Source organism: Tessaracoccus sp. OS52, assembly GCF_020687685.1.
GTDB lineage: Bacteria > Actinomycetota > Actinomycetes > Propionibacteriales > Propionibacteriaceae > Arachnia.
This window is the reverse complement of record NZ_JAJEWM010000005.1, coordinates 175,126-187,033: the sequence shown is the minus strand read 5'-3', so window position 1 is coordinate 187,033 and position 11,908 is coordinate 175,126. Positions and strand designations below refer to the sequence as shown.

Below are 11,908 nucleotides of genomic sequence, written 5' to 3'. Positions count from 1 at the left end.
GCTCGATGCCCCGGTTCCAGGGACAGCATTGCCCAAAGGGTAGGGGACTCGCGGTCCAGGCGTCTGTCGGGCCGGGTTCAGGTGGGCGTAGCGGCCGGGTCAGCCGAACAGCGAGCGGAAGTAGGTGTACAGGTCCAGGACTCCCAGCAGGGCCGGCACGATTCCCATGATGGCCAGCCACTCGAAGATGTCGCCCCAGCGCCCCCAGGAGGGCGAGATGATCCGGGCGTAGGTGGAGGCGGAGTAGTGCGCCAGCACGTAGCCCAGCACCAGCACCCCTGCGAACAGGATCAGCACCCCGGTGGTCGACCTGGTTGCGGGCGCGGCCAGCGCGAACATGGCCAGGGCCGTGACGAGTGTGCCGCCGAGCAGGAGCGCCATGCGCTGCGCCAGACCGACGAAGGCTCGAGCCCGCAGCAGGAATGCCAGACCGGTGCACAGGCACAGCGCCAGTGCCCAAAGGCTGCCCTGCTGGAGGACGAGCAGCGCCGACAACACCGCCGTCGCGCTGGTTGCAGCCAGGACGGCGGCGAGGATCCGGTCCGCCAGCAGGGCGCGCTCGACGATGTCGTGCTGGACCGGCGTCTGGTCGGCCAGCATCGCCTCGGTGTTCACGGTCAGGTTGGGCATGGCGATGCCCGCGAGCCGGTAGCTGAACGCGGGCAGGAAGCCGGTCAGGACCGCCATCACACCCAGCGTGATGGCCGCGACCTCAGCGTCGTGGCCGTAGTTGAGGGCCATAGCGCTGGCGCTGATGAGCATGAAGCCCGCAGTGAGGGCGACGGCGAACAGCGGCATCGCGTGCACCCGGGCAGCGAGGGCCGACGCCGAGGCCGCCACCAGGACGAGGGCCCCGGCCATCAGGATGCGGATGGCGATGGGGATGGGTTCGACTGCGATCAGGTTGGGCAGGAACCAGCCGGTGATCCCGGCCAGTGCGACGCTCGTCCACGCCAGACAGGTCGCCGTCGGCCGTTCCCCGGCGGCACGCGCGAGGGCCACGGCGGCGATGAACGTGGCGAAGCCGAGGAAACCGGTGAGCGCGACGGCGAGCAGCAGGGCCAGACCCTGCACCGCCATGGCGCCGTTCACACTCAGCAGCGAGGCCCCGATCAGCAGCACCATCATCAGGACCAGGCCCATGGTCCGGCTGTGGCGCGCCGCCCACGAGGGCCGGGAGTTGGTGGCCCCGGCCACGGCGTCGACGACGTCGTCGAAGGCGGCGTCCGGGATGGCGTTCTCACGCTGGCGCAGGTGGAGGGTCTCGCCGTCGCGGATGTTGAGCTTGCCGACCGGGGTGTAGAGGTCGAACGGGTCGGCGCCGAAGCGTTGCAGCACCCACGCGTGGACGGCGTCGGTGGGCGTGTTGGGCTCCAGCCCCGAGAAGCGCAGGATGCTGGGCAGCAGTTCACTGAGGGTGACGGAGCCGGGGAGCGCGAGGTCCACCCGTCGGGACTGCGAGATGATCGTGACCCGGGACAGGTCTTCCTCGGCGGTGCTGCTCACGGCCCCTACGGTAGTGCGGGAAGCGGTCACGGGGCCACTGGGCGGGCGGGCGAGGGTGCCATTCGACCGGGTCAGGGCAGCAGCCCTTCGACAGGCTCAGGAGCGGGCTGGGATTGTGGAACGCGAACTCGGCGTGTCGTGGCAGTTCCCCGTCCACGACACGCCGAGTTCGCGTTCTGGAATCCCACGCCTAGAAGTACACGGCCACGGGCGGCCGCCCTGGGGTCCGTACGACGGAGACCTCGGTGTTGAAGATGTCGGTCAGCACCTCGTCGCGCATGATCTCCTCAGGGCTCCCGAAGCGCGCGATCCGCCCGTCCTTGACGGCGCAGATGTGGTCGGAGTAGGCGGCCGCGAAGTTGATGTCGTGCAGCACGATGATGATCGTGCGGCCCAGTTCGTCGGCGGCGCGCTTGAGATGGCGCATCATCCGCACCGAGTGGGCGATGTCCAGGTTGTTGAGGGGCTCGTCGAGGAGCACGTAGTCGGTGTCCTGGCACAGCACCATCGCGACGTAGGCCCGTTGCCGCTGGCCGCCGGAGAGCTGGTCCAGGTAGCGGTCCTCGAGGTCGCCGAGGTCCAGGAAGTCGATGTAGCGGCTGATGATGGCCTCATCGGCGACGGTGAGGCGACCCCCGCAGTACGGGAACCGGCCGAATCCGACGAGCTGGCGCACGGTCAGGCGGGTGATGAAGTGGTTCTCCTGCCGGAGGATCGAAAGGACCTTCGCGAGGTCGCGGGACTTGGTGGCGGCCACGTCCAGCCCGGCCACCTCGATGGCGCCCTGGTCCATGCCGAGCAGGCGCCCGATCATCGTGAGCATGGTGGACTTGCCCGCTCCGTTGGGCCCGACGAGCGCGGTGATGCCGCCGGTGGGGATCTCGAGGTCGATGGGGCCGATCGCGACGTCTTCGCTGTAGGACTTCCGGACATCGGTGAGCGTGATCACAGGCGACCCTTTCTCATGATGACGAACAGGAACAGGCTGCCGCCCACCAGCTCGATGACTATGGAGACCACGCCCTGGGCGTAGAAGACGTGATTCATGACGAAGTAGGCGCCGGCCAGCACCACGAAGCCGGTGAGCACGGCCATGCCGAACACGTAGCGGTGGTCGTGGGTGTCGGCCAGTTGGTAGGCCAGCGTGGCCACCAGGAACCCGAGGAACGTCATGGGCCCGACCAGCGCCGTCGAGACCGCCACGAGCGCGGAGCACAGGATCAGCACGACGATCACGCCGCGGCGATGGTTGACACCCAGGTTGGTCGCGGCGTCGCGGCCGAGCGCGATGGTGTTGAGCTGGCGGGAACGCAGGTACAGCAACCCGCCGGCCACCAGCACGATCGGCACCGCGACGGGGAAGTAGCTGGGGTCGGCGTTGTTCACCGAACCGAAGGTGCGGGCGGCCAGCACGTCGAACTCACTCGGCGTCAGCAGCCGCTGCATGAACGACGAGACCGACGCCAGGCCGCCGCCGATGATGATGCCCACCAGCAGCATCACCTGGAGGTTGGCGTACTTGCCCGACAGCAGCCACCCGTAGAGCGCCAGGGCCAGCGCGACCATCAGGGCGGTCTGGACGACGAAGGCCCCGACTCCCGTGAACGCGATCAGCCCGCCAAGCCCGAACAGGTAGACCGTCGTGGTCTGGATGGCGCGGTAGAGGGACTCGAAGCCCATGATCGACGGCGTCACGATGCGGTTGTGCGTCACGGTCTGGAAGGCGACGGTGGCCATCGCCTGGCAGACGGCAACGATCAGCATGACGAAGACGCTGGTGGAGCGGCGCTCCGCGATCAGCCAGAAGCCCTCGGTGCCGAAGTCCATGGGGTTGTCGTAGGCGATCAGCCCCGCGGTGAACAGCAGGGCTAGCGTCGCGAGCACGGCCAGGATGACCCAGTACCGACGGCGGGCCCGGGCGGTGTGGAACGCGCCGGAGCGGCGTTCCCCGGGGGAGGCCTCGACGGCGCGGGAAGGGCCGCTCGCGTCGCGCCCGGGGCCGGAGTGCTCGGCGTAGGTGGCCGCGTCGATGGTGAGCTTCACGGTGGCTGGCCGGTCTGAGGTGGTGGTCATCGTCAGGTCGCTCTCACTTGGCTCCGCGTCGCCGCTGCCGCAGCAGCAGCATGATGAACACGGCGGCACCGACGATGCCGAGGATCAGGGAAACGGGCACCTCGAAGGGCATGATGATGGTGCGGCTGATGATGTCGCAGACCGTCACCACCGCGATGCCCAGCAGGGCCACCCAGGGCAGGTTGCTGCGCAGGTCGTCGCCGCGAAACATCGAGACGATGTTGGGCACGATCAGCCCCAGGAACGGCAGGTTGCCGACGACGACGGTCACCACGCCGGTGGAGATGGCGATCAAGCCGGTCCCCAGCAGCACGATGCGGTTGTAGTCGAGCCCGACGTTGGTGGCGATGTCCTCGCCCAGGCCGGCGACGGTGAGGCGGTCGGCCACCACGAAGACAGCGGCGACGACGAAGGCCACGATCCACAGCACCTCGTACTGGCCTTGGACAACCGCGATGAAACTGCCGGCGAACCAGACCCCCAGGTTCTGGAGCGTGTCGGTGGCCAGGGCGATGTAGGTGGAGACGGAGCCCACGACCGCGCCCAGCATGATGCCGACGATGGGCACGATCAGTGAGGAGCGCAGCGTCACACGTCGCAGGAACCCGAAGAACACCATGGTGCCGACGAACGCGAACGCGATTGCCACGCCCATCCGCACCAGCATGGGGGAGTTGGGCCACACGATCATGGTGGCCAGGAGACCGAGGCCGGCCCACTCCGTCGTCCCGGTGGTGGTGGGTTCCACGAAGCGGTTCTGGGTGAGCAGTTGCATGACCAGTCCCGACATCGCCATCGCGGCCCCCGCGAGCACAAGTGCGACGGTGCGCGGAATGCGGGTGAGGGCGAACATCTGGCGGCCGTCGTCGGCTCCGAGGACGTCGTAGACGCCGGTGAACAGGGAGACCACCAGCAGCACCGCCACCACGACGAGGCCGACGAGCAGCTTCCAGTCCAGCAGCCGGCCCCTGGTGCGCGTGCTGCTGCCCCGCGTGACGGGGGCGGTGGTCGTCGCGGAGGTCATGCCGGCTCCTGCTCGCGGAAAGGGCGTGACCGGCCGGGACGGGGACACCGCCCCGTCCCGGTCCGGTCAGCTGCTGTCAAGGTGGAGATCCTGGTTCCTACTCGGAGAAGGCCTCGGCCAGCGAGTTGAAGAACTCCGTGTAGGTCTGGATGCCCTCGTTGGTGTAGGCGTCGGCGGGCAGGTAGACGATGTTGCCCTCCACCACGGCGGTCACCCTCTGCAGGGCGGCGGAGTTCTCCAGCACCTCGTTCGCGGGGACGTAGGCGGGGTCGTCGGCCGAGACTGCCGCGTCGCGGTCCATGACCAGGATCCAGTCGGGGTTGGACTCGGCGATCGCCTCGACGGAGATGTCGTCGCCCTGGTGGTCGTCGCTGGCGTCGTCGATCTCAAGTGCCGGCGTGAGGGAGAACAAGTCGAAGACCGGCCCGAGCGTGCGGCCGACGCCGGGGGCGATGTAGCCGATGCTGCCCCCGGAGACGTTCACGGCCATCACGGTCTCGCCCTCGGTGTAGGCGTCCTTCACGGCCTGGATGGAAGCGTCGAAGTCCGCCACGACGGCTTCTGCCTCGGACTCCTTGCCGAAGACCTGCCCCAGCGTCGTGATCTGGCGCCGGAGCTCGGCGTCTAGGGGCTCTCCCTCGCGCGGGTCGAGGTTGAGCTGGACGGCGTCGGGTGCGAGCTTTGCGATGTCCTCGGCGAACCCCGTGAAGCGCTGGCCGTTGATGATCAGGTCGGGTTCAGCGGCGACGATGACCTCGAGGTCGGGCTCGCGGTGGTTGCCGACGTCGGGGATGGACTCGTCGGTCTTGTAACCGATGGTGGGGGGCATGAGGGAGCGAGCCGCGGCGGAGAGTTCGACGCCCCAGGCGTCCAGCGTCTCGAACGTGCGGTTGTCCAGCGCGACGACGGAGGCCGGGGGCACGGTGACGGTCTGGGTGCCGGAGTTGTCCTCGACCTCGACAGTGGCGGCCGGCTGGTCGGAGGTGCCAGCGTCTGCGGGGTCGGCCTCGGCGGGGGCACTGCAGGCGCCCAGGGCCAGGGCGGCGACGGCGGCCAGGGCGGCGATGCCGGTGCGGGTGTTTGCCATCTTGTCCTTCGGATAGGCGACCCAGTCGGGTCGTATCGGGTTAGGTAAGCCTTACTTAACTGAGGCTAGGGGACGGCCCAGACAAAACGCAAGGCGGGCGTGACCTAATCCAGCTTCCGAGACGGATCGACGTTTCGCGGCCCCTCTGCCGGCTCGGGCCCCGGGGGCAGTAGCATCCGCCCATGACCTCGCTCACCCATGCCGACGCCACCGGATTCTTCGGCGCCCACGGCGGCCGTTTCCTGCCCCCGCACCTCGAGGCGCCCATCGCCGAGGTGGCCGCCGCCTACGCCGAGGCCAAGGAGGACCCCGAGTTCCAGGCCGAGTACGAGGCGCTGCTGGCCGATTTCGTGGGTCGGCCCTCCCCGCTCTTCCCGGCCCGACGCCTCAGCGACCACGTCGGCGGCGCGCGGATCTACCTCAAGCGCGAGGATCTCAACCACACCGGCGCCCACAAGATCAACCACACCCTGGGCGAGGCGCTGTTGGCCAAGCGGATGGGCAAGACCAAGCTGATCGCCGAGACGGGCGCCGGGCAGCACGGCGTCGCACTGGCGACGGCGGCCGCCCTGCTGGGACTCGAGTGCGAGATCCACATGGGGGCCATCGACGTCGCCAAGCAGCACCCCAACGTCGTGCGGATGGAACTGCTCGGGGCCAAGGTCGTGGCGGTGGAGAGCGGCGGCCGGTGCCTCAAGGACGCCGTCGACTCCGCGTTCGGGGTGTGGGCCTCCGACTTCTCCGACACGATGTTCGCCATCGGCTCTGTGGTGGGTCCAGACCCGTTCCCGACGCTCGTGCGGGACTTCCAGGCCATCGTCGGCCGCGAGGCCAAGCGGCAGCTCCAGGAGAAGGAGGGCAGGCTCCCGACGGCGCTGGTCGCGGCCGTGGGCGGCGGCTCCAACGCCATGGGCCTGTTCCAGGCGTTCCTCGAGGACGAGTCGGTGCAGATCTTCGGGGTGGAGCCCTCCGGCCGCGGGCTGGACAACCCGGGCGACCACGCCGCCACGATGACCCTCGGCACGCCCGGCGTCCTGCACGGCATGAAGACCATCGTGCTCCAGGACTCCGACGGCGAGCCCTGGCCTGTCCACTCCATCGCCTCCGGCATGGACTACCCCGGCGTCGGCCCGCAGCACGCCCACCTCAAGGATCTCGGCCGGGTGTCCTACGTCTCGGCCTCCGACGACGAGTCGATCGAGGCGTTCCAGCTGCTGTGCCGCCTGGAGGGCATCATCGGCGCCATCGAGAGCTGCCACGCCGTCGCCCACGCGATGAAGCTCGCGCCGACGCTGGCCTCCGACGACATCATCGTGGTGAACCTCTCCGGGCGTGGCGACAAGGACATCGACTTCGTCGCCGAGCGCCTCGGAATGGCGCCTGCTGGGGCCTAGACCACCTTGAGCGTGGCGCGGACCGGCAGGTCGTCGGCCGACGGTCCGGCCGCGACGACGTAGTCGCCGGGCTGCACCCGCAGCGCCCCGGCGTGCACCCAGTCCTCGGGTGCGCCCGGCAAGCGGAGCGAGTCGTCCCAGACGGCCAGACGCGCCAGCGGGAACTCCACCACGACGTCGCGCTCCTCGCCGGGAGCCAGCCGGACCCGCTGGTAGGCGACGAGCAGCCGTCGAGGGCCGGGGATGGGGAGGCCGGCGGGTGGCAGGGCGTAGACCTGAACCAGTTCCTCCGCGGGGCGCTCCCCGGTGTTGGCGACGCGGACGGTCACGGTCGCCACCCGGTCACCCTCGGAGGGCGTCAGCGCGGGATGCCGGTGCGCCGGCTCCGGTGCCTCCAGCCGCGGCGCGGCCAGCGATACGCCCAGGTAGGACACCTTCGAGTACGTGCAGCCGTGGCCGAACGCGTAAGCGTACGGCTCGCTCTGGTGCCGGTAGGTGGCCTGCTGTCGGGCGGTGTCGTAGTCGAACAGGTCCCCGGCCTGCTCCGGGCGCGCGGGCCAGGACTGCGCGAGCCGTCCGCTCGGCTCGCGGTCACCCGAGAGGACGTCGACGAGGCCGTGGCCGAGTTCCTGGCCGCCGTGGCTGGACCAAAGTACGGTCGCGGCGTCGGCCACCCCCGGACCCAGGACGTAGGGGTAGCTGGAGATGATGGCCAGGACAGCCTTGGGGTTCGCCTCGCCAGCGGTCCGCCACACCTCGGCGGCCGCCTCCGGCAGCAACAGGTGGGGCCGGTCCTCGGTCTCGCGGCCCAGCAGGTGCGGGTCGTTGCCGACGGCCACCACCACCACGTCGGCCGCCGCCGCGGCGCGCGCCACTTCCGCCTGACCTGAGGTGAGGGCGCGCACCACGAACCGTTCGGCCTGGGCCAGTTCGACGCCGTCGGCGGTCACGACGCCGGAGTCGCGCAGCACGCGCAGCCAGCGGCCGGACCCCAGGTGCAGGAAGGAGACGGTGCCGTCGGGGTGGGCGTGGCGCCGGAAGGTCTCCTGGACCACCCAGCCGCCGACGCGCCCCGCGTCGGCGCTGACGGGCCACTGGCCGCCCGTCAGCAGTCCGCCGCTGGCCCGTGACCGGAGCGTCAGGACGCCGTCGCCCCAGTCAGTGACCTCGAACGCGCAGGCGTCGCCGGCCCGGGCGGCGTTGGCGTCCACGCGGGCCCCGGAGGTGTCTGAGGTGAGGTAACCCCCGCTGGTCAGGGAGCGGAGCGCGACGACGTCGGCCCCGGTCACCACCTCCACGGCGGCCGACGGGTAGCGCTCGGCCAGGGCCGCCCCCAGCCCCACCGCGTAGGGCGGGGTGCCGGAGTACCAGTCGGTGAGCACCAGGTCCGCCAGGGGCCCGACCACGGCGATGCTCGACGGCTCCGAGAGCGGCAGCAGTCCGGCCTCGTTGGCCAGGACGACGACGGCTCGGCCGGCCACCTCGCGCGCCAGTTCGCGGGAGGCCGGGCGGTCCAGGTGGTCGGGGCCGATCGCCGCGTAGGGGTCGGCGTCGCCGTCGAACTCGCCCGTGCGGATCCGCAGCTCCAGCAGCCTGGTGACGGCTCGGTCCACGTCGGCCATGGTGAGCAGGCCCTGCTCCAGCGCGGCCTCGACGGCGGTGATGGTCGGGACGGCGTTGGCATCGTCGTCGGTGAAGGAGTCCATGCCGCCGCGCAGCAGCGCGGCCGAGGCCGTCGCCTTGTCCGCGTAGGCGCGCTGGAGGCTGACGGTGAAGCCGGGGGCGCCGGCGTCGGAGACCACCGCGATCGACTCGTCGGCCCAGGAGCGGGCCTCGGCCACCAGTTCCGGCTGCACGTGCGCGGGCGCGCCGTTGACCAGGTTGTAGGCCAGCATGATCGCCCCGGCGGCCCCGGACTCGATGGGCTCGCGGAAGGCCGCGAGCTCCTCCTCGTGGAGGGTGCGCGGGGAGAGGTTGGTGTCTGTGACCGAGCGGTCGGTCTCGTTGTTGTAGCCCAGGAAGTGCTTCAGCGTCGGCACGGTCCGCCACACCCGCTCGTGGTGGCCGCGCAGGCCGCGGCTGTAGGCGGTGCCGAAGTGCGCCGTCAGGTGGGGGTCCTCGGAGTAGCCCTCCTCGTTGCGGCCCCAGCCCGGGTGCCGCAGCGTGTTGACCACCGGCGCCCACACGTTCAGCCCGACGGTCGGGTCCGTGGCCCGTTTGGCCCGGACCTCGACGGCGGCCACCTCGCCGACGGCCTCGATCAGGTCGGTGTCCCACGTCGCCGCCAGCCCGACGGCCTGCGGGAACACCGTCGCCTCGCCGAGCCAGGCGACGCCGTGCAGCGCCTCGCAGCCGGTGTGGAACGGCCCCAGCCCGAGGCGTTCGACCGCGGGCGCCGCCTGGTGCAGCATCGCAACCTTCTCAGCGCGCGTCAGGCGGCCCAGCAGGTCCGCCGAGCGCTCGGCCAGCGGCCGGTCCACCTGCCGGAACACCGGCGTCCGGTCCTCGCTCATGCCTGGTCCTCCCCGAGGTCGATGCTGATCTCCTGCGCCCCTTCGGCGCCGACGGTGCGGCCGCCCACGGCCAGCGACCAGGCCGCGCGGGCGTCGTCGCTGCTGGCGGAGTAGACGTTGCCACGCCGACGGACCCGGAACGTGGTCGACGGCGCACCGTCGAGCCCGGGCACCACCACGTCGGACTCGAAGCCGTCGGGCAGTTCGTGGCAGCTGAGCGTGACGCCGTCGGCCCAGTCGTAGTCGGGGCGGTCGGTGACCGCGCCCAGCGGCAGCACGGTGCCGGGCCGCACCATCACGGGCAGGGAGTCAATGGCGTGGTTCTCACTGACCCAGCGCGACCCCTCGCGGGTGGTGCCGTCGAGCAGCGACGTCCACGTCCCCGCCGGGAGGTAGTACTCGACGTCGCCGGCCGCGGTGAACACCGGTGCCACCAGCAGCGAGTCGCCCAGTAGGTACTGGCAGTCGGCCTCGAAGCCGCCCCGGTCGTCGGGGAACTCCAGGACCATCGGGCGCATCATCGGAATCCCATCGCGGTGGGTCTCCTCCGCGACGCGGGCCAGGTACGGCATCAACCGCATCTTCAGCCGGGTGAACTTGCGGGTGACGTCGACGGCCTCCTCGTCGAAGGCCCACGGCACGCGGACCGAGTCCGAGCCGTGCAGCCGCGAGTGCGAACTCAGCATCCCGAAGGCTACCCAGCGCTTGAACACTTCCGGGTCCGGGGTGCCCTCGAAGCCGCCGATGTCGTGGCTCCAGTACCCGAAGCCGGACATGGCCAGCGACAGGCCGCCGCGCAGCGACTCTGCCATCGAGGCGAAGGTGGAGTCGCAGTCGCCGCCCCAGTGAACCGGGAACTGCTGGCATCCGGCGGTGGCGCTGCGGGCGAACAGGACGGCGTTGCCGGCGCCCTTGCGCCGCTCCAGGAGACGGAACACCGCCCCGTTGTAGAGGTGGGCGTAGAAGTTGTGCATGCGCTCGGGATCCGAGCCGTCGTGCCAGACCACGTCGTCGACGGGGATCCGCTCGCCGAAGTCGGTCTTGAAGGAGTCGACGCCCTGGTCCAGCAGCTTGTCGAGGTGGCCGAGGTACCAGTCCGTGGCCTCCGGGTTGGTGAAGTCGACGATGGCCATGCCGGCCTGCCACAGGTCCCATTGCCACACGCTGCCGTCGCGCCGCTTGAGCAGGTAGCCGTTCTCCGCGGCCTCGGCGAACAGCCGTGAGCGCTGGGCGATGTAGGGGTTGATCCACACCGAGACCTTCACGCCGCGCTCATGGAGGCGGGCGATCTGGCCGGCCGGGTCCGGGAAGGTGCGGCCGTCCCACTCGAAGTCGGACCACTGGTACTCGCGCATCCAGAAGCAGTCGTAGTGGAAGACCGACAACGGCAGGTCGCGCTCGGCCATGCCGTCGACGAAGCTGCTGACGGTCTGCTCGTCGTACTGGGCGGTGAAGGAGGTGGTGAGCCACAGGCCGAAGGACCAGGCCGGGACGCGCGCGGGACGGCCGGTGAGCGCGGTGTAGCGGCGCAGCACGTCCTTCGGGGTGGGGCCGGCGATGACGTAGTAGTCGAGCGTCTCGCCCTCGACGGAGAACTGGACGCGGGAGTTGACCTCCGAGCCCACCTCGAACGAGACCCGGCCGGGGTGGTCGACGAGGACGCCGTAGCCCCGGCTGGTGAGGTAGAACGGCACGGACTTGTACGCCTGCTCGCTGGAGGTGCCGCCGTCGGCGTTCCAGCTCTCCACCACCTGGCCGTTCTTGGTGAACGCGCCGAAGCGTTCGCCCAGACCGTAGACGCGCTCGCCCGGTTCGATCGACAGCTGCTGGTGGACCCAGGTGCTGTGGTCGGTCATGTGTCCCACGGAGCGGGGGAGCGACGTCGTCAGCACCCTGCCGTCGTGCTCGAACTCCACCAGCCACGGGCCTTGCCGGGAGACCTTGGCGCGGAGGCCGCCGGAGTCCAGGACGCCCGCGGCATCGTCGATGCTGATCTGGGGACGGAAGTCACCGGTGGCGTGCACGGCGAAGTCCGGGCCGCGGTGGACGCCGCCCGCGTGGCGCTGCACCCGGACCTTGACGATGCCGGGCATCGGCGCCGAGAAGCTCAGGGAGAGCATGGGCCGGTTGAGCGTGTCGCCCCGGTCCCGGATGACCGCCGTGGGCGCGTGGACGGTCATGGTCCCGGCCTCGTCGTCGCGGCGGATGTCGTCGACCTGGACCGCGTACAGCGGCCTCACGCCTTCGCGGGTCAGCCAGTAGCCGTCGGTGAACTTCACGTTGTTCGTCTGCCTTTCAAGCCTTGTCCGTC

The 11,908-nt window shown here is 70.4% G+C and carries 8 protein-coding genes; 1 reads left to right on the top strand and 7 read right to left on the bottom strand.

The genetic code is table 11. The annotated features are described in order from the left end of the window. Positions 1-99: 99 nt before the first annotated feature. The 5 genes from eccD to LKO27_RS14295 form a co-directional block, all read right to left on the bottom strand. Positions 100-1,506 carry a type VII secretion integral membrane protein EccD gene (gene eccD / locus LKO27_RS14315; RefSeq protein ID WP_227738191.1) on the bottom strand — a complete coding sequence of 469 codons (1,407 nt, stop codon included), beginning with the start codon at positions 1,504-1,506 and terminating at the stop codon, positions 100-102. Between the two features lie 190 nt (positions 1,507-1,696). After that, complete coding sequence (locus tag LKO27_RS14310) at positions 1,697-2,455, bottom strand: ATP-binding cassette domain-containing protein (RefSeq protein ID WP_227738190.1); 759 nt, start codon at positions 2,453-2,455, stop codon at positions 1,697-1,699. Continuing rightward, complete coding sequence (locus tag LKO27_RS14305; protein ID WP_227738189.1) at positions 2,452-3,579, bottom strand: iron chelate uptake ABC transporter family permease subunit; 1,128 nt, start codon at positions 3,577-3,579, stop codon at positions 2,452-2,454. Before LKO27_RS14305 ends, LKO27_RS14310 begins: the two co-directional genes overlap by 4 nt. 13 nt (positions 3,580-3,592) lie before the next feature. Continuing rightward, on the bottom strand, positions 3,593-4,603 hold the full coding sequence (locus tag LKO27_RS14300) for an ABC transporter permease (RefSeq protein ID WP_227738188.1): 1,011 nt from the start codon (positions 4,601-4,603) through the stop codon (positions 3,593-3,595). A 97-nt stretch (positions 4,604-4,700) separates the two neighbouring features. After that, the gene (locus LKO27_RS14295; protein WP_304650908.1) at positions 4,701-5,690 is read right to left on the bottom strand and encodes a siderophore ABC transporter substrate-binding protein; all 990 of its coding nucleotides are present in this window, start codon (positions 5,688-5,690) and stop codon (positions 4,701-4,703) included. A 182-nt stretch (positions 5,691-5,872) separates the two neighbouring features. On the opposite strand from LKO27_RS14295, the gene trpB reads away from it, so the two are divergent. Beyond that, entirely contained in the window at positions 5,873-7,084 is a 1,212-nt protein-coding gene (trpB, locus tag LKO27_RS14290) for a tryptophan synthase subunit beta (protein ID WP_227738187.1), read from the top strand. Here trpB and LKO27_RS14285 read toward each other — a convergent pair. Both LKO27_RS14285 and yicI read right to left on the bottom strand, forming a co-directional pair. Next, complete coding sequence (locus LKO27_RS14285) at positions 7,081-9,597, bottom strand: glycoside hydrolase family 3 protein (protein WP_227738186.1); 2,517 nt, start codon at positions 9,595-9,597, stop codon at positions 7,081-7,083. The genes trpB and LKO27_RS14285 overlap by 4 nt on opposite strands. Continuing rightward, positions 9,594-11,876 carry an alpha-xylosidase gene (gene yicI, locus LKO27_RS14280; RefSeq protein WP_227738185.1) on the bottom strand — a complete coding sequence of 761 codons (2,283 nt, stop codon included), beginning with the start codon at positions 11,874-11,876 and terminating at the stop codon, positions 9,594-9,596. The genes LKO27_RS14285 and yicI overlap by 4 nt, the downstream gene beginning before the upstream one ends. Positions 11,877-11,908 lie beyond the last annotated feature (32 nt).

Bases quoted from the DNA above. Each gene is read 5' to 3' on its own strand.
- LKO27_RS14300 (WP_227738188.1), bottom strand. From the start codon at position 4,603: ATGACCTCCGCGACGACCACCGCCCCCGTCACGCGGGGCAGCAGCACG.
- LKO27_RS14295 (WP_304650908.1), bottom strand. From the start codon at position 5,690: ATGGCAAACACCCGCACCGGCATCGCCGCCCTGGCCGCCGTCGCCGCC.
- LKO27_RS14305 (WP_227738189.1), bottom strand. From the start codon at position 3,579: ATGACCACCACCTCAGACCGGCCAGCCACCGTGAAGCTCACCATCGAC.
- LKO27_RS14285 (WP_227738186.1), bottom strand. From the start codon at position 9,597: ATGAGCGAGGACCGGACGCCGGTGTTCCGGCAGGTGGACCGGCCGCTG.
- trpB (WP_227738187.1), top strand. From the start codon at position 5,873: ATGACCTCGCTCACCCATGCCGACGCCACCGGATTCTTCGGCGCCCAC.